This window comes from Citrobacter sp. wls613, from assembly GCF_005281195.1.
Classification (GTDB): Bacteria; Pseudomonadota; Gammaproteobacteria; order Enterobacterales; family Enterobacteriaceae; genus Citrobacter; species Citrobacter gillenii.
On record NZ_SZXN01000089.1, the window covers coordinates 17,630 to 43,189 of the forward strand.

General features: G+C 52.5%; 22 protein-coding genes and 1 pseudogene. 14 read left to right on the forward strand and 9 right to left on the reverse strand.

Annotated features, from left to right (window positions below; all coding sequences use genetic code 11):
- Positions 1-15 precede the first annotated feature (15 nt).
- The 3 genes from FDX01_RS21990 to gldA all read left to right on the forward strand — a co-directional run bounded on the left by FDX01_RS21990 (position 16) and on the right by gldA (position 2,913).
- Positions 16-867: an AraC family transcriptional regulator gene (locus FDX01_RS21990; RefSeq protein WP_137400464.1), complete on the forward strand. Its 852-nt coding sequence runs from the start codon at positions 16-18 to the stop codon at positions 865-867.
- A 268-nt stretch (positions 868-1,135) separates the two neighbouring features.
- Positions 1,136-1,798: a fructose-6-phosphate aldolase gene (gene fsa / locus FDX01_RS21995; protein WP_115259750.1), complete on the forward strand. Its 663-nt coding sequence runs from the start codon at positions 1,136-1,138 to the stop codon at positions 1,796-1,798.
- Between the two features lie 11 nt (positions 1,799-1,809).
- Positions 1,810-2,913: a bifunctional L-1,2-propanediol dehydrogenase/glycerol dehydrogenase gene (gldA, locus tag FDX01_RS22000; protein WP_135912759.1), complete on the forward strand. Its 1,104-nt coding sequence runs from the start codon at positions 1,810-1,812 to the stop codon at positions 2,911-2,913.
- 106 nt (positions 2,914-3,019) lie between these two features.
- Here the strand turns inward: gldA and katG are convergent, their stop codons facing one another.
- From katG to metB, 5 genes and pseudogenes are all read right to left on the reverse strand, one after another.
- Positions 3,020-5,200, reverse strand: a complete 2,181-nt coding sequence (gene katG / locus FDX01_RS22005) for a catalase/peroxidase HPI (protein ID WP_117343664.1) — start codon at positions 5,198-5,200, stop codon at positions 3,020-3,022.
- A gap of 167 nt (positions 5,201-5,367) precedes the next feature.
- The gene (gene metF / locus FDX01_RS22010) at positions 5,368-6,255 is read right to left on the reverse strand and encodes a methylenetetrahydrofolate reductase (protein WP_096758802.1); all 888 of its coding nucleotides are present in this window, start codon (positions 6,253-6,255) and stop codon (positions 5,368-5,370) included.
- A gap of 157 nt (positions 6,256-6,412) precedes the next feature.
- Positions 6,413-6,740, reverse strand: a pseudogene (locus FDX01_RS24065) (LysR family transcriptional regulator); the annotation flags it as partial.
- 186 nt (positions 6,741-6,926) lie between these two features.
- A complete protein-coding gene (metL, locus tag FDX01_RS22025; protein ID WP_137400465.1) occupies positions 6,927-9,359 on the reverse strand; it encodes a bifunctional aspartate kinase/homoserine dehydrogenase II in 2,433 nt (810 codons plus the stop codon).
- Positions 9,360-9,361: 2 nt separating this feature from the next.
- Entirely contained in the window at positions 9,362-10,522 is a 1,161-nt protein-coding gene (gene metB, locus FDX01_RS22030; RefSeq protein ID WP_096758808.1) for a cystathionine gamma-synthase, read from the reverse strand.
- 265 nt (positions 10,523-10,787) lie between these two features.
- On the opposite strand from metB, the gene metJ reads away from it, so the two are divergent.
- On the forward strand, positions 10,788-11,105 hold the full coding sequence (gene metJ, locus FDX01_RS22035; RefSeq protein ID WP_003825168.1) for a met regulon transcriptional regulator MetJ: 318 nt from the start codon (positions 10,788-10,790) through the stop codon (positions 11,103-11,105).
- Between the two features lie 120 nt (positions 11,106-11,225).
- On the opposite strand, the gene FDX01_RS22040 is transcribed toward metJ, so the two are convergent.
- The 3 genes from FDX01_RS22040 to rpmE form a co-directional block, all read right to left on the reverse strand.
- On the reverse strand, positions 11,226-12,650 hold the full coding sequence (locus FDX01_RS22040) for a glycoside-pentoside-hexuronide (GPH):cation symporter (protein WP_137400466.1): 1,425 nt from the start codon (positions 12,648-12,650) through the stop codon (positions 11,226-11,228).
- Between the two features lie 89 nt (positions 12,651-12,739).
- On the reverse strand, positions 12,740-13,420 hold the full coding sequence (locus FDX01_RS22045; protein WP_096758810.1) for an oligogalacturonate-specific porin KdgM family protein: 681 nt from the start codon (positions 13,418-13,420) through the stop codon (positions 12,740-12,742).
- Positions 13,421-13,756: 336 nt separating this feature from the next.
- Positions 13,757-13,972: a 50S ribosomal protein L31 gene (rpmE, locus tag FDX01_RS22050; RefSeq protein ID WP_096758811.1), complete on the reverse strand. Its 216-nt coding sequence runs from the start codon at positions 13,970-13,972 to the stop codon at positions 13,757-13,759.
- 332 nt (positions 13,973-14,304) lie between these two features.
- On the opposite strand from rpmE, the gene priA reads away from it, so the two are divergent.
- The 10 genes from priA to rraA all read left to right on the forward strand — a co-directional run bounded on the left by priA (position 14,305) and on the right by rraA (position 25,139).
- Entirely contained in the window at positions 14,305-16,503 is a 2,199-nt protein-coding gene (priA, locus tag FDX01_RS22055) for a primosomal protein N' (RefSeq protein WP_115259756.1), read from the forward strand.
- Between the two features lie 156 nt (positions 16,504-16,659).
- Positions 16,660-17,685, forward strand: a complete 1,026-nt coding sequence (cytR, locus tag FDX01_RS22060; protein WP_117343662.1) for a DNA-binding transcriptional regulator CytR — start codon at positions 16,660-16,662, stop codon at positions 17,683-17,685.
- Positions 17,686-17,778: 93 nt separating this feature from the next.
- Positions 17,779-18,744 carry a cell division protein FtsN gene (ftsN, locus tag FDX01_RS22065; protein ID WP_117343661.1) on the forward strand — a complete coding sequence of 322 codons (966 nt, stop codon included), beginning with the start codon at positions 17,779-17,781 and terminating at the stop codon, positions 18,742-18,744.
- A 92-nt stretch (positions 18,745-18,836) separates the two neighbouring features.
- Complete coding sequence (gene hslV / locus FDX01_RS22070; protein WP_003028805.1) at positions 18,837-19,367, forward strand: ATP-dependent protease subunit HslV; 531 nt, start codon at positions 18,837-18,839, stop codon at positions 19,365-19,367.
- A 9-nt stretch (positions 19,368-19,376) separates the two neighbouring features.
- Positions 19,377-20,708 (forward strand): HslU--HslV peptidase ATPase subunit, encoded by a 1,332-nt coding sequence (hslU, locus tag FDX01_RS22075; protein ID WP_096758815.1) that lies wholly within the window; start codon positions 19,377-19,379, stop codon positions 20,706-20,708.
- A gap of 67 nt (positions 20,709-20,775) precedes the next feature.
- Entirely contained in the window at positions 20,776-21,705 is a 930-nt protein-coding gene (menA, locus tag FDX01_RS22080; RefSeq protein ID WP_137400467.1) for a 1,4-dihydroxy-2-naphthoate polyprenyltransferase, read from the forward strand.
- A gap of 579 nt (positions 21,706-22,284) precedes the next feature.
- Positions 22,285-22,836, forward strand: coding sequence for a type IV secretion protein Rhs (locus tag FDX01_RS22085; RefSeq protein ID WP_137400468.1), 552 nt, complete (start codon positions 22,285-22,287; stop codon positions 22,834-22,836).
- Positions 22,833-23,174 (forward strand): putative T6SS immunity periplasmic lipoprotein, encoded by a 342-nt coding sequence (locus FDX01_RS24165; protein ID WP_220137863.1) that lies wholly within the window; start codon positions 22,833-22,835, stop codon positions 23,172-23,174. The genes FDX01_RS22085 and FDX01_RS24165 overlap by 4 nt, the downstream gene beginning before the upstream one ends.
- Positions 23,175-23,186: 12 nt before the next feature.
- Positions 23,187-23,687 carry a type VI secretion system tube protein TssD gene (gene tssD, locus FDX01_RS22095; protein ID WP_016155257.1) on the forward strand — a complete coding sequence of 167 codons (501 nt, stop codon included), beginning with the start codon at positions 23,187-23,189 and terminating at the stop codon, positions 23,685-23,687.
- A 966-nt stretch (positions 23,688-24,653) separates the two neighbouring features.
- Positions 24,654-25,139, forward strand: a complete 486-nt coding sequence (rraA, locus tag FDX01_RS22105) for a ribonuclease E activity regulator RraA (protein WP_137400469.1) — start codon at positions 24,654-24,656, stop codon at positions 25,137-25,139.
- Between the two features lie 39 nt (positions 25,140-25,178).
- Here the strand turns inward: rraA and FDX01_RS22110 are convergent, their stop codons facing one another.
- On the reverse strand, positions 25,179-25,514 hold the full coding sequence (locus tag FDX01_RS22110) for a hypothetical protein (RefSeq protein ID WP_249361039.1): 336 nt from the start codon (positions 25,512-25,514) through the stop codon (positions 25,179-25,181).
- Between the last annotated feature and the right edge of the window lie 46 nt (positions 25,515-25,560).

Genomic DNA, 25,560 nt, shown 5'->3' on the forward strand with positions numbered 1-25,560 from the left:
CAGCAAGGGATTCACATGTATCACGACGTCAGCCACCTTCTCTCCCGCCTGATTAACGGTCCCCTCCCGCTGCGGCAGGTGTGTTTCGCCAGCACCAACGGTTCAATGCCGGAATTAGCCTATCAGGTTGATTTTCCCCGTCTGGAAATTGTACTGGAAGGCGAGTTTACTGATGTCAGCATCGGAAACAAACTTACCTCTGGTGATGTGCTGTACGTCCCGGCAGGTGGCTGGAATCTCCCGCAGTGGCACACGCCGGTCACCACGCTCAGCATCCTGTTCGGCAAACAGCAGTTAGGTTTCAGCATCGTTCAGTGGGATGGAAAACAATGTCAAAACCTCGCCAAACAACACGTTGCGCGGCGCGGACCGCGTATTGGCTCCTTCCTGCTGCAAACGCTACATGAGATGCAGATGCAGCCACAGGAGCAACAAACGGCCAGGCTGATCGTCGCCAGTCTGTTAAGCCACTGTCGCGATCTGCTGGGCAGCCAGATCCAGACCGCGTCGCGTAGTCAGGCGCTTTTCGACGCTATTCGCGACTATATCGACGAACGCTACGCATCGCCGCTGACCCGCGAATCCGTCGCCCAGGCATTCTACATTTCACCGAATTACCTCTCACACCTGTTTCAGAAAACCGGGGCGATTGGTTTTAACGAGTATCTGAACCATACCCGACTGGAACACGCTAAGGCGCTGCTGAAGGGTTACGACCTGAAGGTGAAAGAAGTGGCGCACACCTGTGGGTTTGTCGACAGCAACTACTTCTGCCGCCTGTTTCGTAAAAATACAGAGCGTTCTCCGTCAGAGTATCGTCGGCAATATCACAGCCAGTTAACGGAAAAAGAGGCACATCGGCAGTGAAGCCGTTGCGTAGCGACACAGACTGAGCACAAATCCATCATTTACTGGATTTTTGTAATATGCAAGAACCCTCAAAACTCTCTATACCCCAGAATAAACCCATAGCTAATTAACATGTGATGTATCTCTCACTTTGACAGATACATTACATTTATCCAGTTTTTGGCAGATTTGTCAGATAGCGCACGACTGTAAAACGCTCTTATCCTGTACGCAGAACAGCATTCCGGCAACGGGCGGCTAACCGAATATTAAGAGGGTGTTTTGTATGGAACTGTACCTGGATACCGCCAACGTGGCGGAAGTTGAACGTCTGGCACGCATCTTCCCGATTGCTGGCGTCACTACCAACCCAAGCATCGTGGCGGCAAGTAAAGAGTCCATCTGGGAGGTACTGCCGCGTCTGCAAAAGGCAATGGGCAAAGACGGCATTCTGTTCGCGCAGACCATGAGCCGTGATGCGCAGGGGATGGTGGAAGAAGCTAAGCGCCTGAGCCTCGCCGTACCAGGTATCGTCGTTAAAATCCCGGTCACCGCCGAAGGTCTGGCGGCCATCAAGCAACTGAAAAAAGAAGGTATTACCACCTTAGGCACCGCCGTGTACAGCGCAGCGCAAGGACTGCTGGCCGCGCTGGCGGGAGCAAAATATGTCGCCCCTTATGTGAACCGTGTTGACGCCCAGGGCGGAGACGGTATCCGCACGGTACAGGAACTGCAAACATTGCTGGAGCTGCATGCGCCAAGCAGCATTGTGCTGGCAGCCAGCTTTAAAACGCCACGCCAGGCGCTGGATTGCTTACTGGCAGGATGTGAAGCAATCACCCTGCCATTAGATGTAGCGCAACAAATGCTCAATACCCCTGCGGTAGAGTCTGCAATAGAGAAGTTTGAGCAGGACTGGAACAACGCATTTGGTCGGATCACTCTTTAAGGAGATAACGTATGGATCGCATTATTCAATCACCGGGTAAATACATCCAGGGTGCCGATGTTATTACTCGTCTTGGCAGTTACCTCAAACCGCTGGCGGAACGCTGGCTGGTTGTTGGAGACAAATTTGTCTTAGGCTTTGCCCAACCCGCCCTGGAAAAAAGCTTCCAGGATGCCGGTCTGGCGCTGGAAATCGCCCCGTTTGGCGGCGAATGTTCACAAAACGAAATCGATCGCCTGCGCGGCGTCGCGGAACAAGCGCAGTGTGGCGCGGTATTAGGCATTGGTGGCGGTAAAACGCTGGATACCGCCAAAGCACTGGCCCACTTTATGGGCGTGCCGGTTGCCATTGCACCGACCATTGCCTCAACCGATGCCCCCTGCAGCGCGCTGTCGGTAATTTACACCGATGCAGGTGAGTTCGATCGCTATCTGCTGCTGCCGAACAACCCGGACCGGGTCATTGTGGATACCAAAATTGTCGCGGGGGCACCGGCTCGTTTACTTGCCGCCGGCATTGGCGATGCGCTGGCAACCTGGTTTGAAGCCCGCGCCTGTTCACGCAGCGGCGCCACCACCATGGCCGGTGGTCAGTGTACTCAGGCGGCACTGGCGCTAGCCGAGCTGTGCTACAACACGCTGATCGAAGAAGGCGAAAAAGCGATGCTGGCCGCCGAGCAGCACGTGGTGACCCCAGCACTGGAGCGCGTGATTGAAGCCAACACCTACCTGAGCGGCGTCGGTTTTGAAAGCGGTGGGCTGGCCGCAGCACATGCTATTCACAACGGCCTGACGGCCATCCCGGATGCACATCACTATTATCACGGTGAAAAAGTGGCATTCGGTACGTTAACGCAGTTAGTACTGGAAAATGCGCCGGTAGAAGAAATTGAAACCGTGGCGGCACTGTGCCACTCCGTTGGTCTGCCAATCACCCTTGCCCAACTGGATATCAAGCAGGATATTCCGGCCAAAATGCGCATCGTGGCCGAAGCAGCCTGTGCCGAAGGCGAAACCATTCACAACATGCCTGGCGGCGCCACGCCGGATCAGGTTTACGCCGCGCTGCTGGTGGCAGATCAGTACGGTCAGCGATTCCTGCAAGAGTGGGAATAAGCACGGTTTGACCGGATGGCGGCTTCGCCTTATCCGGCCATGCCTAACGGCCAATAAAAATCCCCGCAATTGCGGGGATTTTCTGTATGCCATCCGGCCTCTTGCTTTACAGCAGGTCGAAACGGTCCAGATTCATCACTTTCACCCATGCCGCGACAAAGTCTTTCACAAACTTCTCGTGGGCATCGCTGCAGGCATACACTTCAGCCACAGCACGCAGGACCGAGTTAGAGCCAAACACCAGGTCAGCGCGGGTTGCCGTGTACTTCACTTCGCCGCTCAGACGGTCGCGACCTTCAAACAGCTCCTGTGACGCATCAACCGCCTTCCACTCATGGCGCATATCCAGCAGATTGACAAAGAAGTCAGTGCTGAGCACGCCTGGGCGATCGGTAAAGACGCCATGCTGGCTACCATCGAAGTTTGTTCCCAGCACACGCATACCGCCCACCAGCACGGTCATTTCCGGCGGGGTTAACGTCAGTTGCTGCGCTTTATCGATCAGCAGCGACTCGGTGGTCGAAACCTCAGGACGGGAACGATAATTACGGAAACCATCGGCAATCGGCTTGAGCAGTTCAAACATCTCAATATCAGTCTGATCCTGACGCGCATCCACACGGCCCGGCGCAAAAGGTACATTGATACTGACACCTGCCGCGCTTGCCGCCTTCTCTACACCAACGACGCCTGCCAGCACGATGATATCGGCTAACGAGGCGGTATGCGCCGATTTATAAATACCTTCCAGCACCGGCAGAACACGGGCTGCCGTCGCATTCACATCCCAGCCGCGTTGCGGATTCAGCGCCAGACGCGCCCCGTTAGCCCCGCCGCGTTTATCGCCCCCGCGGAACGTTGACGCAGAAGCCCATGCCACCGACACCAACTCGCCCACGGAAAGCCCGGAAGCCGCAATGGTCGCCTTCAGGTTAAGGATATCTTCTTCGCTTGGGTTGAAGAACGCGTGCGGCAGCGGATCCTGCCAAATCAGATCTTCCTGCGGGACTTCTGGTCCAATGTAACGTGATTTTGGCCCCATATCCCGGTGCGTCAGCTTAAACCACGCGCGAGCAAAGGCTTCGTTAAACGCCTGCGGATCGTTGAGGAAACGACGGGAGATCTTCTCGAATTCCGGATCAAAACGCAGCGTCAGATCGGTAACCAGCATCGTCGGCTTACGTTTTTTCGACGGATCAAACGGATCCGGAATAATTTCAGGAGCATCGACCGCTTCAAACTGGATAGCACCGGCCGGGCTGCGGGTCTGTACCCATTCGTATTTGAACAGGTTCTCGAAGAAATAGTTGCTCCACTGGGTCGGCGTTTGCGTCCAGACCACTTCCAGACCGGAGGTGATGTTGTCTGCGCCCACACCGCTGCCGTAGCTGCTGGCCCAACCTAAGCCCTGGGCCTCAATCGGTGCTGATTCTGGATCGGGGCCGACGTGCGATGCAGGACCTGCACCGTGGGTTTTACCCAACGTATGACCACCGCCAATCAGCGCCACGGTTTCTTCGTCATTCATCCCCATGTTGCCGAAGGTAGCACGAATCGCTGCTGCCGCGGAAAGCGGTTCGCCGCTGTGATCCGGCCCTTCCGGGTTCACGTAGATAAGTCCCATCTCAGTCGCACCCAGCGGGGCTTTCGCCAGCTCTTCCGGATGGCGGTGCGTCAACCAGGCTTTTTCGTCACCCCAGTTCACATCAAGATCCGGTTCCCATACGTCTTCACGACCGGCACCAAAGCCAAAGGTACGGAAGCCGGAGTTTTCCAGCGCCACGTTACCCGCGAGGATAAACAGGTCGGCCCAGGAAATTTTCTGACCATATTTTTGCTTAACAGGCCACAACAGACGACGTGCTTTATCCAGGCTCACGTTGTCTGGCCAGGAGTTCAGTGGTGCAAAACGCTGCTGTCCGCGACCTGCGCCACCGCGTCCATCAATGGAGCGATAGGTCCCTGCGCCGTGCCATGCCATACGGATAAACAAACCGGCATACGTGCCCCAGTCAGCGGGCCACCACGGTTGAGATTCGGACAGGAGGGCTCTGAGATCCCCTTTCAGGGCAGAATAGTCGAGTTTGCTAAATTCTTTGCGGTAATTGAAATCTTCACCCAATGGGTTCGAACGGTTGGAGTGTTGGTTCAAAAGGTCTACGCGGAGTTGATTCGGCCACCAGTCGCGGTTATTTCTTCCTGCTCCCGCGCTGGGATCGTGACCGCCTTGATGGAAAGGACACTTACCGGCAGTTGATGCGTTTTGGCTATCGTCGGACATGCTCATCTATATGCTCCCTTTACAGTGTTCTAGCTACGATATACACCACCAGAGATAAGATATAGTCGAAAAAACCCACAGATTCGATAGCTAAATCCTTTTATATTTTTAGTTACAGAGATGTAGATCAAAATGATCAACAAAAAGCCCTCCGTAGAGGGCTGATGTTACAATTAAGCAGGCCTGACACCCAGCGTATGGCATATTGCGTAGCTCATCTCGGCGCGATTGAGCGTATAGAAATGGAAATCTTTCACCCCTTCACGGCTTAAAATCTTCACCATATCCATGGCAATGTTAGCGCCCACCAGCTTGCGGGTTTCCGCGTCATCATCCAGACCGTCAAACATCGTCGACATCCAGGAAGGGATGCGCACGTTGGTCATGTCAGCGAATTTTTTCGCCTGCTTAAAATTAGAGACCGGCAGGATACCCGGGATAATTTCCACATCGATACCTGCGGTTACGCAGCGGTCACGAAAACGCAGATAGCTTTCCACGTCGAAGAAAAACTGGGTGATCGCGCGATTCGCTCCGGCGTCGACCTTACGCTTCAGGTTGAGCAGATCGGCCTGGGCGCTTTTCGCTTCCGGGTGGACTTCCGGATAGGCCGCAACAGAGATATCAAAGTCTGCCACTTCTTTGAGTAACCCAACCAGATCGGCGGCGTACATATCCGGTTTGCCACTGCCTGGCGGCAGGTCGCCGCGCAGGGCCACAATATGACGAATCCCGTTGTTCCAGTAATCCTGAGCGATAATTCGCAGCTCGTCGCGAGTAGCATCAATACAGGTCAGATGCGGGGCCGCTTCAAGACCGGTGCGATCCTTAATCCCCTTAATGATGCTGTGCGTGCGGTCACGCTCACCGGAGTTTGCGCCGTAGGTCACGGAGACAAACTTGGGCTTCAGACTGCTCAGGCGATCGATTGAGTTCCACAGTGTTTGCTCCATTTCACTGGTGCGCGGCGGGAAAAACTCAAACGAAACGTTAATCTGACCCTGGACTTCAGCCAGGCTCTGATTCAGGGCTTCCCGCTGGTTGGCGTGAAAAAAGCTCATACCTTACCTCATCAATCTTTTGTCGTTATATGTTGTGTTGTGAACTGCTATACGTTTAGACGTCTAGATGTAAAAATGACGGAAAAGCGCCGTAACGTCAACATAAAAATCATCGTGAAAGGTGAGGAATACTCAGTGAAGATGAAAATAATTCACTTTAGCGTGCAGAAAGGAAGGACGCCGAGAGTAATGAAGGAAGCCATTGCAGGCGAGATTCTTGTTCAGGCGGTAATATCAGTCCGACAGTGATGCACAATTCCGTGTCGCATAGCGGACGAAAAACTACTCCCTGCCGCTGGATAGCTGCAAACGATGCCGGAAACAGGCTCACCCCCTCGCCACGCGCAATACGCGCGAGCAGAACATCATGCTCCAGCGGCTCTTCAATGCAGACAGGCGAGCGGGATCACGGTGAGTCCAGTAGCCTCCAGCGGCAGCGCCACACTAGCCGCGTCCAGTTTTCCACGCCGCACCTGGCGCGTTAGGTAACGCCACACCGCAGTTAAAGGTGCACATTGCCGCTGCGCTGAACGGGCTGTTCGCCGCAAAAGAGGTGTTTGCGAAACAGTAAAGATGCCGGATGGCGATGCTTGCGCATCTTATCCGGCCTACACGGCATTACCCTTACTACGTAGGCCGGATAAGCGTAGCGCCATCCGGCAACACACACCCTACAGCAACTGCGCCAGACGATTAATATCCGACTGAATCGCCCCGGCGGTCACATCACGACCCGCCCCCGGCCCACGGATCACCAGCGGGTTATCGCGGTACCAGCGGCTTTCGATGGCGAACACGTTATCGCACGGCAGCAGCGCCGCCAGCGGGTGTTCAGGGCGAACCGCTTCCACCCCCACACGCGCTTTACCGTTGGCATCGAAACGTGCCACGTAGCGCAGTACCATCCCCATTTCACGGGCGGCCTCCAGCCGCTGAACCATCTGCTCATTCAGCTCATCGCCATTTTCAAAGAAATGGTCAATAGAGCCTTCTTCACAGTGCGCAGGTACCAGTGACTCCACGCGAACCTGGTCCGGCTCGATGTCGTAGCCCGCTTCACGCGCCAGGATCACCAGCTTGCGCATCACATCTTTACCAGAAAGGTCAACGCGCGGGTCTGGCTCGGTCAGCCCCTGCTGCCACGCCTGATCCACCAGATCGGTAAACGGAACAGAACCGTCAAATTGCAGGAACAGCCACGACAGCGTGCCGGAGAAGATCCCACTGATCGACAAAATGGTGTCTCCGCTGTCAATCAGATCCCGTACGGTATGATTGATCGGCAATCCGGCACCGACAGTGGCGTTATACAGCCAGTGACGACCGGTTTTCTCAAAGGCGTCGTGGATTTGTCGATACTTATTACTCGTGCTTGCGCCAGCCAATTTATTGGCGCTAATCACGTGAAAACCGTGGCTGGCGAAATCCAGATACTGATCCGCCAGTTGTTCACTGGCGGTGACGTCCAGCACGACTAAATCGTCATACGGGTGCGCGCGCATCCACAGGAACAAGGATTCTTCATCCTGCTCTACCGCTTCATCATCAAAGAAGGCTAACGCGCGGCTGGCGTCCAGTCCTTCGTAATTCAGCAGGCTACGGCGGCTATCCACCACGCCTGCCAGCACGAATTCAAAACCGGTACGCGCAGACAGCGTGCTCTGCTCACGAGCAAACAGCTCCAGCCAGCGAGAACCGATATTCCCCTTGCCAAACAGCACCAGGCCGATGCGTTTTTCAGCGCGGAAAATTGACTGGTGCAGACCCTGGATCAGGCTTTCGGTCGGGCCAGTACGCAGCACGGCAACCAGGCTGATACCCTCTTCTGACTGCCAGGTAAACTCAACCGGCTGCCCCTTCAGTTGTTGCCAGAAACGGTGGCAGTGCAGCGGGTTACGCGTCACCCCAGCACCCACCATCGCCACCAACGCCAGGCCTTGACGCAAACGCAGCTCGCCCGGCAGGCCTGCTTCATCAAGAATTTTCAGCGCGCCGTCAGCGACTTCAGAGGTGTAGCAAAATTGCAGCAGTTGGCGATCAGGATGCACACCCACCGCCAGCGGACGCACCTGTGCACGTTTTAAAATCTGGTCGATATCTTTGTAAGCCAGCTTAAAGTCCTGGCCTGTGGGCACCTGGAACTCAATCAGGCAAACGTCGTCATGGCTGGTGACAATACGCGCCCCGGTACCGGAAGCCAGCACGCGTTCAATGCGCGTCGATCCTTGCTCCGGCGTATAGCTACAGCGCAACTGGAGATCAATATCGCTGCCGGAAACCGGCTGTAAGGTACGGGCATGGAGAACCGGTGCCGCCAGACGCGCCAGTTCGCTGGCTTCATCAAGGCGCAGCAACGGCAGCAAACACGCATCTTTTACTTTGCGCGGATCCGCGCTGTACACCCCGGCGACATCGCTCCAGATAGTCACGCGGGAAACACCCGCCAGTGCGCCAACCTGGGTCGCGGAGTAGTCAGAACCGTTACGCCCCAACAGCACCGTTTCGCCCGCATTACTGCGGCTGATAAATCCGGTCACCACCAGGCGTTTCCCCGGATGCTGCGCCAACAGCTGTTGCAGTAAGGGATACGAAAGGCCTTCATCCACCTGCGGTTGAGCGCCGCGTTCCGCGCGCAAAAACTCGCGCGCATCCAGCCAGGCAGATTCCAGACCCTGCTGGTTAAGTACGGCAGACATCAGACGCGCTGACCACACTTCACCATGCCCGACTACTTCAGCGTAAACCGTATCGTTGACGCCGCCGTCGAGTAAACCGGCCAGACGCTCCAGATCGTGAATAAACTCGCCAATCAGCCCATCGGCCACGTCTGGTGGTAACAGACCGCTAATAAGCTCGCTCTGATAGCGGCGTAACGCCTGCTGAACCTGATGCGCAGAAAGGCGATCGGTCTGGCTTAACTTCAGCCAGCTAATCAACTGGTTAGTGGTACTGCCCGCCGCGGAAACAACCATCATGTCGTCAGGCTGCGAGTACTCAGCCATAATGCCTGCGACACGTAAATAACATTTCACGTCAGCCAGACTACTACCACCAAATTTGTGCAGTTGACGACCCTTCGCCCCTGCCTGCGCAATCACACTCATGTTTACCCCTTGTTTGCAGCCCGGAAGCCATTTTCCAGGTCGGCAATTAAATCTTCGCCATCTTCAATACCGGTGGAGATACGCAGCAGCGTCTCAGAAATGCCGGCAGCAGCACGTGCTTCTGGTGCCATCCCCGCGTGGGTCATGGTCGCGGCATGGGAGATCAGGCTTTCGACGCCCCCCAGTGATTCTGCCAGCGTAAACAATGATAACCCGCCAAGGAAGTCGCGCAGCGTTTGCTCATCACCATCCAGTTCAAAACTCAACATCGCGCCAAAGCCTTTTTGCTGACGCGCGGCAATTTCATGCCCCTGATTATCCGGCAGTGACGGGTGATACAGTTTTTTCACCAGCGGCTGGGTTTGCAAATAGTCGACAATCGCCTGGGCGTTGCGTTGTGCCACCTCCATACGAGGTGACAGCGTACGCAGGCCGCGCAACAGCAGATAACTATCAAATGCGCCGCCGGTGACGCCGATATTATTCGCCCACCATGCCAGCTCAGTGACCAGCTCTGGATCTTTTGCAATCACCACGCCAGCCACGACATCTGAGTGACCATTTAAATATTTCGTGCATGAATGCAACACCAGATCGGCGCCCAATGCCAGTGGATTTTGCAGTGCCGGGCTTAAAAACGTGTTATCAACGACGCTTACCGCGCCAGCCTCACGCGCCAACTGGCAGATTTTCGCAATATCGACCACGCGTAATAGCGGATTACTTGGGCTTTCTACCAGCACCAACGTCGGTTTCTCCGCCAACGCGGCCTTCAGCGCGGCTTCATTGCCTTGATCGACAAACAGCACGCGATAACACCCACGCTTCGCCAGACTGTCAAACAGGCGATAGCTGCCGCCGTAACAGTCGTGCGGCGCCACCAGCAGGTCGCCCGGCTTCAGGAACACCGTAGTTACCAGATGAATTGCCGACATCCCGGTACTGGTCAGCACCGCGCCCGCACCGCCTTCCAGCTCCGCCAGCGCACGCTGGACAACATCACGCGTCGGGTTACCGCGACGTGAATAGTCATGGGCCCGAGGCTCGTTGAATCCGGTAAAATTATAGGTGCTTGAAAGGTGAATCGGCGGGACAACGCAACCGTACTGCTCGTCGTCATTTAATCCGCTACGCACTGCGATGGTGGCCTGTTTACGCGTCATATTGAGGAGTTCCTGGCTGAGCCGGTGAATAGTCAGACCCCAGAGTAATCATTGTTACAATAGCCGTCAATACATCTGGACATCTAAACTTCTTTGCGTATAGATTGAGCAAATTCAAAATAGCCGTTAAAATTATATGCATTAGCGTACATCTGCGTCGGCTAACTTCGTGTCAGGGCCGCGCCACTACGATAAACTACGCACAGTTATGGTCCGGGCTCAGGTTCTGGCCTCAAATTTAATGACAAAGAGGATTAAGTATCTCATGGCTGAATGGAGCGGCGAATATATCAGCCCATACGCTGAGCACGGTAAGAAGAGTGAGCAAGTCAAAAAGATTACGGTTTCCATTCCTCTGAAGGTGTTAAAGATCCTTACCGATGAACGCACGCGTCGTCAGGTGAACAACCTGCGCCACGCCACCAACAGCGAGCTGCTGTGTGAAGCGTTTCTGCATGCCTTTACCGGACAACCGTTACCCAACGATGACGATCTGCGCAAAGAGCGCAGTGATGAAATCCCGGAAGAAGCCAAGGTAATTATGCGTGAACTGGGGATCAACCCGGAGACGTGGGAGTACTAACTAGTTAAAACGGCGGCTGACGTTGCAAAAGATGAGAAGACGCGGGACTGCTCCCGCCTCTTCTCGTCCTGTTTCTCCTAACGCATAACGCGCGATACAGAGCCTCATACCTTCACAACGTTACTTACTAATACCATTGAGCTTATTCAATGTTTCTTCCATTTTGAGCGTTTCTTTACGGTTCAACGGATAGAAATAAATCAGCACGACCGCCGCCAAAAACAGGCATAAAGCCGGCAAGAGATTCGCCATCGTATAAATATTTTCCTGCACAATGCTGGTTTGCACAGCACCGCCCGTTGATGACGATTGATAACCAATGATCGCCAGCATAAAGCCGCCAATGGCCCCTGCGCACGCCTGACCCACCTTGCGGGCAAAGAAGTTCACGCCATAAACGGTACCATCCTCACGATCGCCGGTGACATACTGGTGGTAGTCGCAAACATCGGTCATAAACGCCCAAATCATCAGGTTGAATAACCCCGCCCCCAACGTCGCCAGGAACAGGAAAACCAAATAGACTTTCGCGTCGGTGATATGGGTAAAGTACATGATCACGTACATGACCACCGAAAAGAGCAGCGCACCTACGCTGGCTTCTTTCTTACCAAATCGCTTCGTGAGCCAGGATGCCGAGGGTGCCAGCAAAATCAAGGAACCAAAGGTAAACAGTAACGCGACAGACATCGCCTCTTTATTGTGGAAATAGTCATTAAACAGATAGGTCATATTGGTGCCGGAAAGCCCCTGATTAATCACGATCAGCAGATCCACAACAACTAAAACAATCAATGCTTTATTGCGTATCAACCCTTTCAGAAGCACCGACACGGGCATGCTATCTTTTCTTTCCACCCGCACGCGTTCCGTCGTTAAATGGCAGGTCAGCGTTAAAAAGATAAAGCCCAGTATTGCGCAACCAATGGCGATCCAGAAGAAGTGCTGCCCGGAAATCACCTGGCTTCCATCCACCAGAGTGGTGTACATCAGGATAGGAATAAAAAAGCCGGTTGCCCCGCCGCCGATTGCGGACCCAACGCTGCGGTAGGTTGAAAGCGATACGCGATCTTCCGGATTAGAGCTAATCGCCGCAGACATGGCACCATAAGGAATACTCACAGTCGATAGCAGTGAGCCGTAAATGAAATAGGAGACGCAGATGTAGATAATTTTCGCCGTATAAGAAAAGTCTTGTACAAACGGCAGAAACAGGACGACCGCAATGATACAGAATGGATACTTCATGCGGCGTACCCAAGGGTTAAAACGCCCGTACGCCGTCAGTTTAGACGTATCACATAAGCGCCCTACGCCAACATCGACAAACGCATCAAAGAGTTTGGTCACAAAATAAAGTGAGCCAACAATAACGCCAGAAACACCGAGTACGTTGGTGTAATAAATCATTAAAAAGCTATTCACTAACCCAAGAATAAAACAGGTTCCCAGGTCACCACATAAATAACCAATTTTATCTCTGAATCCGAAAGGTCTGACGGCAATACTGCTATTGCTTCTAATCATAGTTCCATCATTGGACATGATGTCAACTCCTTAGATACACTATTCACGCAAATTATGCTTATATCCCGATACTCAGCGTAATAAACCGATGAGAAGAGTATTAGCGATCAGAAGTTATAACCGAGACCGACACGATAACGGGTCTGACGATCGTCTGTCGTTGTTGTGTTATAACCTGATGAAACATTACCGATTTCAACAAAAGGAACCCAGGAACCTATGTTATAAGCAACCCGGAAGTTATACTCATAATCTTCGCTTTTGTTGTTATATAAATCTTCACTATCGGCAATTTTATAAATGCCGTTCAGTTCAAACATCCAGTTATTGATGTTATAACCAACCCAGGCTTCAGGGCGATAAACCATACGGTCATCTTTACCCTCCGTATTTCTACGCATGTACTCTTGACGATAGCGGAACGCGGTCCACCAGTTGTCATTGATGTTATACTGCACGCGAATATAAGGCTTATAAATCGTGATGTTATCGCCAGTCTCGATTGCAATACCCGGCTGCCAGGTAAGCCCCTGCGAAGTAAATTGATAGCTTGCTGTATACTCGTTGCCGTTACTTTCCATATTGTTCCACGCATCATTCGATTGCGAGTCATCGGAACGTGAGATAGCTTCGACTGCCACACCAAAACCGGTAGCAAAACGGTGAGACATATAAACACGGTCATAGTTACGGCCATCGTCATAATATTCATGGCGGTAATCAACATAGCCTGCGTGTGCAGCTGCAGAGAATAATGGAATAAGTAATAATGCGGAGTTTAATTTCATAAACGTCCCTTCCCATAAACAATTAAGGAATGAATCCATATGACCTCCCTAAAAAGGATAATCAAATTGGATCTATGAATAATTTTATATTTCCCAAAAATTGTATTTAAGCTGGAGGGACAAAACCTTTTAAATTTTGCCAAAAACTCAAATCAGTGGCAAAGACGTAAAGATAAAAACGATAAAGATCACCAATAGAAACATTTTACCGATAAAATAAAAACACCGTTTTATTTATGCATTGGTTTTACATTCACCGCAAGCATACATATTTCAGCACTGATTCACAGATACAAAAAAAGCGCCTTACGGCGCTTTTTTCCGACAGCAAAAAACTTATTTGCTGGTACCCGGTACGCTGAAACGCTTGTTGAAGCGGTCAACACGGCCACCGGTAGCAACATCACGCTGTTTGCCAGTATAGAACGGGTGGCATTTACCGCACACGTCGAGGTTCAGATCGTGACCAACGGTAGAGCGGATTTTCATGACGTTACCGCAAGAGCAGTTTGCAGTAATTTCTTCGTATTTCGGATGAATATCTTTTTTCATGGGGAGAACCTCAGTTAAGGCCGCGTCGCTCTTCCAGCCCTAACGCCAGACACCACGCGATGTTAATTATTCCCCGTCACCTTTCACACTGCTGATGCGTTGCCTGCGTTCACTCACTCTGGTCACATAGTTCACTATGCTCCCAGAGATTCGCTCGCTTGCCGCCTTCCAGCTGCGCGAAACTCTCGGGTAATGGTCAGTATTTGACGCAATCAATTTGCATCAAAGGCGGCGAATCATACAGAAATTAGCCTGCTCATGCAAACTGATCCGCATTCCGCTCCTCACTAATGTGTATACTAACCCGCCAGAATTCAAGTCAGGATGATTCAATGCCCGTTGCTCACGTTGCCTTACCCGTCCCGCTACCCCGCACCTTTGACTACCTCTTACCGGAAGGTATGAGCGCCAAAGCCGGGTGTCGCGTGCGTGTACCCTTTGGCAAACAGCAAGAACGCATTGGCATTGTCCTGTCAGTTAGCGAGAACAGCGAACTGCCGCGGAGCGAACTAAAAGCGGTCATTGAGGTGCTGGACAGCGAACCGGTCTATTCGACCTCCGTCTGGCGCTTACTGCTGTGGGCCGCAGATTATTACCATCATCCCATTGGTGACGTGCTGTTTCACGCCCTACCGATGCTACTGCGCCAGGGGCGTCCCGCCACCAACACGCCAATGTGGTACTGGTTTGCCACCGAAGAAGGCCATGCCACTGACCTGAACAACCTGAAACGCTCACCGAAGCAGCAGCAGGCGCTGGCAGCACTGCGACAGGGAAAAATCTGGCGGGATCAGGTGGCCGACCTCGAATTTAATGATGCGGCATTGCAGGCGCTACGCAAAAAAGGTCTGTGCTCCCTGGCAAGCGAAACGCCTGGATTCAGTGACTGGCGCACGCACTACGCCGTCTCTGGCGAGCGTTTAAGGCTGAATACCGAACAAGCCACCGCCGTTGGAGCTATTCACAGCGCATCGGACAGCTTTAGCGCCTGGCTACTCGCCGGCGTCACAGGCTCTGGCAAAACGGAAGTCTATTTAAGCGTACTGGAAAACGTCCTCGCTCAGGGCAAGCAGGCGCTGGTGATGGTGCCGGAAATAGGCCTGACGCCGCAAACCATCGCCCGCTTTCGTGAACGCTTCAATGCTCCGGTCGAAGTCCTGCACTCTGGTTTAAATGACAGCGAACGTCTTTCTGCATGGCTGAAAGCAAAAAACGGTGAAGCAGCAATTGTCATCGGTACCCGCTCATCGCTGTTCACCCCGTTTAAAAACCTCGGCGTAATTGTCATCGACGAAGAACATGACAGCTCCTATAAACAGCAGGAAGGCTGGCGCTATCACGCCCGCGACCTGGCGGTTTACCGTGCGCACAGCGAGCAGATCCCGATTATCCTCGGCTCAGCCACACCGGCGCTGGAAACGCTGTGCAACGTACGACAAAAAAAATATCGCATGTTGCGCCTGACGCGTCGCGCCGGAAATGCCCGTCCCGCGACGCAGCACGTGCTGGATCTGAAAGGTCAGCAGGTACAGGCCGGACTGGCCCCGGCGCTGATCGCCCGCATGCGTCAGCATCTGCAGGCTGATAACCAGGTTATCTTGTTTCTTAATCGCCGGGGTTTTGCCCCTGCGTTGTTGTGCCACGACTGCGGCTGGATTGCTGAATGTCCACGCTGCGATCACTACTACACGCTGCATCAGGCACAGCATCATCTGCGCTGCCACCACTGCGACAGCCAGCGCCCGATACCGCGTCAGTGCCCCTCCTGCGGCTCTACGCATATGGTACCGGTTGGACTCGGCACTGAGCAGCTCGAACAGGCCTTAGCGCCGTTCTTTCCCGGCGTGCCGATTTCACGTATCGATCGCGATACCACCAGCCGTAAAGGGGCGCTTGAGCAGCATCTGGCAGAGGTTCATCGCGGCGGAGCACGCATTCTTATCGGGACGCAAATGTTGGCGAAAGGCCACCACTTCCCGGACGTCACGCTGGTGGCGCTGCTGGATGTGGACGGGGCATTATTCTCTGCTGACTTTCGCTCTGCAGAGCGCTTTGCCCAGCTCTATACCCAGGTATCCGGGCGCGCAGGACGTGCCGGGAAACAGGGCGAAGTGGTATTGCAGACGCATCACCCTGAACATCCGTTGCTGCAAACCTTATTGCATAAAGGCTATGACGCCTTTGCCGAGCAGGCACTGGCCGAGCGACAAACGTTGCAACTCCCACCGTGGACCAGCCACGTGATCGTGCGGGCAGAAGATCACAACAACCAGCAGGCACCGCTGTTTTTACAACAGTTACGTAATCTGATTCAGGCCAGCCCGCTGGCCGACGATAAGCTGTGGGTATTGGGCCCGGTTCCCGCGCTGGCCCCCAAACGTGGCGGTCGCTATCGCTGGCAAATTTTGTTGCAACATCCGTCACGAATTCGACTGCAGCATATCGTCAGCGGCACGCTGGCGTTGATCAATACCCTGCCCGAAGCACGCAAGGTCAAATGGGTGCTGGATGTCGATCCCATTGAGGGATAAGCCCTCATGATGCGAGGCGGATCGTAAAATTAAATATCCATCACACTTTTTATGAAAATTCTGTAACTGCTTCGATTCACTATCTGATAAAAATGTTTCAGATGAAGGTTACCCAGGGACAGAGCTGCGCCAGCAGCGCCCTGGCGAGGAGAAAGAGTGAAACCGAACAAGCAGGTCACTGCCGCAACGATGAAAGATGTTGCCCTGAAGGCGAAGGTCTCCACGGCAACCGTTTCCCGTGCATTGATGAATCCAGACAAAGTCTCTCAGTCAACCCGTAACAAGGTTGAGCAGGCCGCTCTGGAAGTAGGATATTTACCGCAGTCAATGGGCCGCAACGTTAAGCGTAATGAATCACGTACCATCCTGGTCATCGTCCCGGATATTTGCGATCCCTTTTTCAGCGAAGTCATTCGCGGCATTGAAGTCACCGCCGCCGAGCAGGGTTATCTGGTGCTGATCGGCGATTGCGCGCATCAGAACCAGCAGGAAAAGACCTTTCTTAACCTCATTATTACCAAGCAAATTGACGGCATGGTGCTGCTCAGCTCACGCCTGCCATTTGATGCCAGCGTAGAAGAACAGCGCAATTTACCGCCGATGGTGATGTCCAATGAATTCGCGCCTGAGCTGGAACTGCCCACCGTTCACATTGATAACCTCACCGCCGCCTTTAACGCGATGAACTATCTGCTGGAGTTGGGGCACAAACGCATCGGCTGTATCGCCGGACCAGAAGATATGCCACTGTGCCACTATCGCCTGCAAGGTTACGTTCAGGCGTTACGCCGCAGCGGGATTACCGTCGATCCGCATTTTATTGCGCGCGGTGATTTTACCTACGAAGCGGGGGCTAACGCGCTAAAGCAACTGCTTGAACAGCCTCAACCACCGACAGCCGTCTTTTGCCACAGCGACGTCATGGCGCTGGGCGCACTTTCCTACGCCAAACGCCAGGGACTGAAAGTGCCTGACGACCTGTCGATTATTGGCTTTGATAACATTTCACTGGCGGAATATTGTGATCCACCGCTGACAACCGTCGCACAGCCGCGTTTCGATATCGGACGTGAGGCTATGCTGTTACTGCTCGATCAACTCCAGGGGCAAAATGTCAGCAGCGGGTCACGTTTACTGGACTGTGAACTCATTATTCGGGGCACCACCCGGGCACTGACGTAAAGTAAAGTGCTTTCGGACTCCCCTGTCTGGTCAAAGGCCCGCCGCTTAAGTAACATGGCGGGCTGACGAACGAATAAATACAGCGAAACGATAGTGGCACAACGAGATTATGTACGTCGCGGCCAACCGGCACCTTCGCGGCGCAAAAAGAGCACCTCACGGAATAAGCAACGCAATACGCCTGCGGTTTCACCCGCGATGGTCGCTATTGCAGCAGCCGTACTCGTGACCTTTATCGGTGGTCTGTACTTCATTACGCATCACAAGAAAGAAGAGTCCGAGACGCTGCAAAACCAGAAAGTTACCGGCAATGGCATTCCGCCGAAGCCGGAAGAACGCTGGCGATACATCAAAGAACTTGAAAGCCGTCAACCAGGCGTGCGTGCACCAACCGAACCCTCTGCGGGCGGTGAAGTGCTGAATGCCGATCAGCTGACCAATGAGCAGCGCCAGTTGCTGGCGCAAATGCAGGCTGATATGCGTCAGCAGCCTACTCAGCTCAACGAAGTTCCGTGGAATGAGCAAACGCCTGCGCAGCGCCAGCAAACGCTGCAGCGTCAGCGTCAGGTGCAGCAACAGCAATGGAGCAACGCGCAGCAGCAGGCTCAGCAGCCACGCCCTCGGGCAACGGAGCAGCCTCAGCAGCAGCAAACGCGTACCGCACAAGCCGCGCCGGCGCAGCAGCCTCGTCAAACGCAGCCCAAACCTGCGGCCCAACAGCCATACCAGGATCTGTTGCAGACGCCTGCACATACCGCTGCCGCTCAACCGAAGACGCAGCCAGCAGCACCGATTACCGAAGTGCCGAAGCAGACTGCTGAGAAAAAAGATGAGCGCCGCTGGATGGTGCAGTGTGGGTCGTTTAAAGGGGCTGAACAGGCAGAAACCGTGCGTGCACAGCTGGCTTTTGAGGGCTTTAACTCCCGTATTACCACCAACAACGGCTGGAATCGCGTGGTTATTGGCCCACTCAAAGGCAAAGAAAACGCTGACAACACCATCAGCCGTTTGAAAGTAGCGGGTCACACAAACTGTATTCGACTGTCTGCCGGGGGTTGAAACCCCCAAAATCCCCCCCATCTATACTTGCATTACGCCCCGTACATCTGTGCGGGGCCTGAATTCCGTATTTGTAACCAAGGGGTCTGCTCGTGACAACAATAGTAAGCGTACGCCGTAACGGCCATGTGGTAATCGCCGGTGATGGTCAGGCCACACTGGGTAACACCGTAATGAAAGGCAACGTGAAAAAAGTCCGCCGTCTGTACAACGACAAAGTCATCGCGGGCTTTGCGGGCGGCACTGCGGATGCATTCACGCTGTTTGAACTGTTTGAACGCAAACTTGAAATGCATCAGGGTCACCTGGTGAAAGCTGCCGTTGAGCTGGCGAAGGACTGGCGTACCGACCGTATGCTGCGCAAACTCGAAGCGCTGCTGGCTGTTGCCGATGAGACTGCATCACTCATCATTACCGGTAATGGCGATGTCATTCAGCCAGAAAACGATCTGATTGCCATCGGCTCCGGCGGTCCCTACGCCCAGGCTGCGGCACGTGCTCTGCTTGAAAACACCGAGCTTGGCGCCCGCGAGATTGCTGAGAAAGCGTTGGATATTGCAGGGGATATCTGCATTTATACCAACCACTTCCATACCATCGAAGAATTGAACTCCAAAGCGTAAGGATCCCCCATGTCTGAAATGACCCCACGCGAAATTGTCAGCGAACTGAACAAACACATCATCGGCCAGGATAACGCCAAGCGTTCCGTGGCGATTGCTCTGCGTAACCGCTGGCGCCGCATGCAGCTCGACGAAGAGCTGCGCCATGAAGTTACGCCAAAAAACATTCTGATGATTGGCCCAACCGGCGTCGGTAAAACCGAAATCGCCCGTCGTCTGGCAAAACTAGCCAACGCACCGTTCATCAAAGTTGAAGCCACGAAATTCACCGAAGTCGGCTATGTGGGTAAGGAAGTTGACTCCATCATCCGCGATCTGACCGATGCTGCCATTAAAATGGTCCGCGTCCAGGCGATCGAGAAAAACCGCTTCCGCGCCGAAGAAATGGCGGAAGAACGTATTCTCGACGTACTGATCCCACCAGCTAAAAATAACTGGGGACAGTCTGAACAGCCTCAGGAACCTTCCGCTGCACGTCAGGCATTCCGTAAAAAACTGCGTGAAGGCCAACTGGACGACAAAGAGATTGAAATTGATCTCGCCGCTGCGCCGATGGGCGTAGAAATTATGGCACCTCCTGGCATGGAAGAGATGACCAGCCAGCTGCAGTCCATGTTCCAGAACCTGGGCGGCCAGAAACAAAAACCGCGTAAGCTGAAAATCAAAGAAGCCATGAAGCTGTTGATTGAAGAAGAAGCGGCGAAGCTGGTAAACCCGGAAGAACTGAAGCAAGACGCTATCGACGCCGTTGAGCAGCACGGGATCGTGTTTATCGACGAAATCGACAAAATCTGTAAGCGCGGTGAATCCTCCGGTCCGGACGTGTCCCGTGAAGGCGTGCAGCGCGACCTGCTGCCGCTGGTCGAAGGCTGCACCGTCTCGACCAAGCACGGCATGGTGAAAACAGATCACATTCTGTTTATCGCTTCCGGCGCGTTCCAGGTGGCGAAACCGTCCGACCTGATCCCGGAACTGCAGGGTCGTCTGCCAATTCGTGTAGAATTGCAGGCACTGACCACCAGCGATTTCGAGCGTATCCTGACTGAGCCTAACGCCTCCATCACCGTCCAGTACAAAGCGCTGATGGCAACTGAAGGCGTTAATATTGAGTTCACGGAAGATGGCATTAAGCGCATCGCTCAGGCCGCCTGGCAGGTCAACGAAACCACCGAGAACATCGGTGCCCGTCGTCTGCACACCGTGCTTGAGCGTCTGATGGAAGATATTTCCTATGATGCGAGCGATTTAAACGGCCAAAGCATCACAATTGATGCCGAATATGTGAGCAAACATCTGGATGCGCTGGTCGCAGATGAAGATCTGAGCCGTTTTATCCTATAATCGCGTTCAATGCATTTTCATCACTGTTGATGGGGCTGATAAAGCCCCATTTTTATTGGCGCTAAATATGACTGAACAACAACAAATTAGCCGCTCACAAGCCTGGCTGGAAAGTTTACGACCTAAGACCTTACCGCTCGCCTTCGCGGCGATCATCGTCGGTACGGCATTAGCATGGTGGCAAGGGTATTTCGATCCGCTGGTGGCTTTGCTGGCATTGATAACGGCGGGGCTGCTGCAAATCCTGTCCAATCTCGCAAACGACTATGGCGATGCTGTCAAAGGCAGCGACAAGCCTGACCGCATTGGACCGCTGCGTGGCATGCAGAAAGGGGTGATCACCCAACAGCAGATGAAGCGCGCATTAATGGTCACCGTGGCCTTAATTTGCCTGTCCGGCCTGGCACTAGTTGCGGTGGCCTGCCACACGATGGCTGATTTTGTCGGCTTCCTGGTGCTCGGTGGCTTGTCGATTATCGCGGCGATCACCTATACCGTCGGCAATCGCCCCTATGGCTACATCGGCCTCGGTGATATTTCCGTGCTGGTTTTCTTCGGCTGGCTGAGCGTGATGGGTAGCTGGTATTTGCAGGCCCATACGCTGATCCCCGCGCTGATCCTGCCGGCCACCGCCTGCGGTCTGCTGGCTACCGCCGTGCTCAACGTCAATAACCTGCGTGATATCAACAGCGACAGGGAGAACGGTAAAAACACGCTGGTGGTGCGTCTGGGGGCCGTGAATGCACGTCGTTACCATGCCTGCCTGCTGATGGGGACGCTGGTTTGCCTGGCGCTGTTTAATCTGTTTTCGCTGCAAAGTCTGTGGGGATGGCTGTTTATCCTCGCCGCTCCGCTGCTTTTCAAACAGGCGCGTTACGTGATGCGTGAGATGAACCCTGAGGCAATGCGCCCGATGCTGGAACGCACCGTAAAAGCGGCACTATTAACTAACCTGCTGTTTGTGGTTGGAATTTTCCTAAGCCAGTGGTCTGTTTAACTGACAAATATCAATTAACAATTTCAATTTTTAGAATCGCATAACGCCTCGCAACCCTTACAAATAGAGGGTCGCGAGGTTTTTCCATGTTTTTTATATTTTCCGGAGATACCTCGGGGGGATACCAACGAACGGTAAACACCGTGACCTATAAGTACTAAAATCAGCGTTTCCCAGCTTACTTAACCGATCACGGGGCCTGAAGCCCAACCGTACGAGAGCGTACGCTAAGTGCATTTTTTAAGCAGATTGGGCGAGTAAAGAAAATGAGGGTTTTATTTACTTTTTCCATTAATGTCAGTATCCGTGCGGTTTCCGGCATTAACTATGCTAATAAACCCGGTAATCTAATCAACGTAAATCTGACCGACAACGCCACGACTTTGTAGATTTAAATTCATAAAGTTACGTTCTTAGCGTACGATCTCGTACGGTTGCTCCCCAAACCAGAGGGGCTTAACGCTAGAAGCGGCGTAGCCGCAGTTTGTGACAATTTCTGATATTTCCCGCATTTTTTAACAGGAAAAAATTTACTTTAAGGCGTATTAAGGTGTTTTTTACCAATGGATGATGTCTCCAATGATAAGGGAAATGAACGAGATAGACCGGGGCGGGTTACGGCTGTTTACGCTTGGTGAGATTAACTTGGCCCGTACCCTCTACGCTTTCACCATCCGCTATAACGAAGTCTGGATCCACCGCAGCAGCTATCTACCTTTCAACCTCCAAAAGAACAACTACGCCATGACGCCCAACGGCGAATTGTACTTTCAGGAAGGTACTTATGAGCCTGACTTTTCACAGCCGCATGTTAATAACGATCGCGTTGGTGGGCAGCATCTTTTTTTACATGAAATGATGCACGTTTGGCAGCATCAGCGCGGGATGATGGTAAGGATGCGGGGCCTGTTCTCTTGGGCAGTTGATTACTATTACACGTTAGATAAGGCCATACTCTTGGATTACGGCTTAGAGCAGCAGGCTGCAATGGTGGCTGATTATTGGCTGCTTAAAACGTATGGATTCGGCAACCGCTCTGATTTGTATCGCCTCAAGGATTACGATCCATCTGAGCCTGTCCTTAGCCTCATATCCCGCTATGAGAAAGTATTAGGGAGGTTCCCGCATTGAAACACTACTTTCTCATTCCTGCCTTTTTTGCGCTGGCTGGGTGTGGCGCTGGCGACAGCGTTCCCCCATGGCGTAGTTTCCCTATTATAAATAATTCGCTTTGCTTCTCTGTTAATAAATCGGACGTTCTGAGCCGATACGGCGTTTATTCTGAGCAGGGGAATGAATACAAGACATTGGCGGAAAATTCGCATGTAGCTCTCTCCTATCCTGAAACGTGCTTAAAAATACCGATAACGCCGGGCTATATCTATGCGGCTTCATACACGTTGAACGGAAAGAATTACCGTTACAACTTTTTCATTGACAGAAACGGGCAGATATTAAGCACAAAATAAGGAGATCTATAAATGTCATTACCAGCTTATATGTATATTTATGATGAAAATGGACAGCTGATCAAAGGCAGTTGCATGGCGCTGGGCCGTGAGGGTGCAATTGAAATCATGAACAGCAGTTACGGTGTGTACCAAAACACATGCCGCAACACTGGTAAGCTGATGGGTTCGCGCGAACACAACGCTTTTACCCTGCACAAAGAGATCGATAAGACCTCGCCATATTTTGCGGTTGCAGTCTGCCAAAGTAAGCGGCTGCAAAAGGCAGTAATCCACTATTACGACATCAACGAGGCGGGTGTCGAATACGAGATTTACCGAATTACGCTTAACAACATCGTAATCATGTCCGTCAATGCTGCTCATGCTTATATGCCGGGTTCCCACACTCCGGGCATGATGGAAAATATCGCCATCACCTACTCAGGCATTGAGTGGTTTTATATCGAAGGGAATATCAAATACGACGATGACTGGAGCCGCCCGGTTGGTTACAACCAGCAGCAGAGGTAAATCGAATTGGCAGGCAGATCTGCTGAAATAAAGACCACTTAGCAGACTGTCTGCAATACTCGTCGCTATTCCCGAACACGCTTACTTGCAATACGAGCGTACTTGGCCATCAAATCAACGTAAATCAAACCAATAATTCAACAACTTTATAAATTTAAATCATAAAGTTACGTTCTTAGCGTACATTTCCGTACGGTTGGGCTTCACCCCCCATCAACACATCAGTTTTATAGCCTGCTATAGCCCATTGTCTTACGGTATCAAGGGCCTTGAGCCAGTTGCCTAAATCATTATTTCTGATTTTAGTTGTTCTCCGTGTATTTCCATTCCAAAGCATTTTTGTACTTAAAATGGTTGTGGGCGGATCCGGTAACAATCTCCCACCATCTTTATCACGGTAGCTATCATATGCATAGCGATAGACAGCACGCAGAACACGTGCCCATAAATCAGCCTGGGCTTTACTGCCTTTTTCTTCACGCCTGAACGGGCCACCAAACCATATGCCCGCTCTCTGGCCTGCTCAATAGTCATATCCAGGAACTTGCCCAACGTCACACGGTAAAATTTTCCGTCGCGCTTTCGGGACACACAAAAACTTTTGCTGCCACTAGACGTAACGCGCAGCCGCACCCATTAACGACACTATCAGCATATTCAAGGCGTTTGCCGGCATCAGGGAACGGGGAGTTGCATCAGCACGGCTTTGGTGAATCTGATCGTTCTCATAGGGCTTTCTTTTATGCTCCAGCAATCTTCCGGAGATACCTCGGGGATACTTTACAGATGGAAATACGGGTAATTGTAGGTCAGTATCGGCTGTTTTAAAAATCAGCAATTAACTGTTTTTCAATGAAAAATACGAATAGTTATTGATCTGGACACTAATTAACAATTGATGATTTTGCCAACAGTACACATAGCGCGATATACTAAAAATTCTCGCAGCAACTGAACGTTGAGCCTATGAAATACGATACATCCGAGCTTTGTGACATCTACCAGGAAGATGTCAACGTCGTGGAACCACTGTTCTCTAACTTTGGGGGACGGTCGTCGTTTGGCGGACAAATCACCACGGTAAAATGTTTCGAGGACAACGGGTTGCTGTACGATCTGCTCGAACAAAATGGCCGTGGTCGCATTCTGCTGGTCGATGGCGGCGGCTCTGTCCGTCGTGCGCTGGTTGATGCCGAACTGGCGCGCCTGGCGGTACAGAATGAATGGGAAGGTCTGGTCATCTACGGTTCAGTACGCCAGGTAGACGATCTGGAAGAACTGGACATCGGTATCCAGGCAATTGCCGCTATTCCAGTGGGTGCCGCAGGTGAAGGCATTGGAGAAAGCGATGTGCGCGTCAACTTCGGTGGCGTGACGTTCTTCTCCGGCGACCACCTGTACGCCGACAATACCGGGATGCTCCTCTCCGAAGACCCGCTCGATATCGAGTAATCGAAAAAGGCCATCAGCAAATTTGATGGCCTTTTATTTTCATTCATCCGATTTGTAGTGGATGACTTTCACATCATAATTCCCAGCCCTAGCTTCAACAACGACACTCATCATCTCGCGACTTGCAGGATAAGATTCAATGTATGCGTTTAATTTTTCCTCTGCTCTCTGAACATCACTCTTTGGTATCCCCGTAAAAACTATTTCACTGCGTTGAAGATGGCTACCTTCATCTGCATGGCTTACAAAAAACCAGTCGCTGGATACCCTTGGAACCTGTTTAAGAGGTTCTGGCGTTAACAGCTGATAAATTAATAAATTCTTCTGCGCATAGTTTTTTTTTGTAAAAATGCTCGCAATGAAATAACAATACAACAGCGCAAAGAAAATCAGGTAATGACTCCAACTTACTGATAGTGTT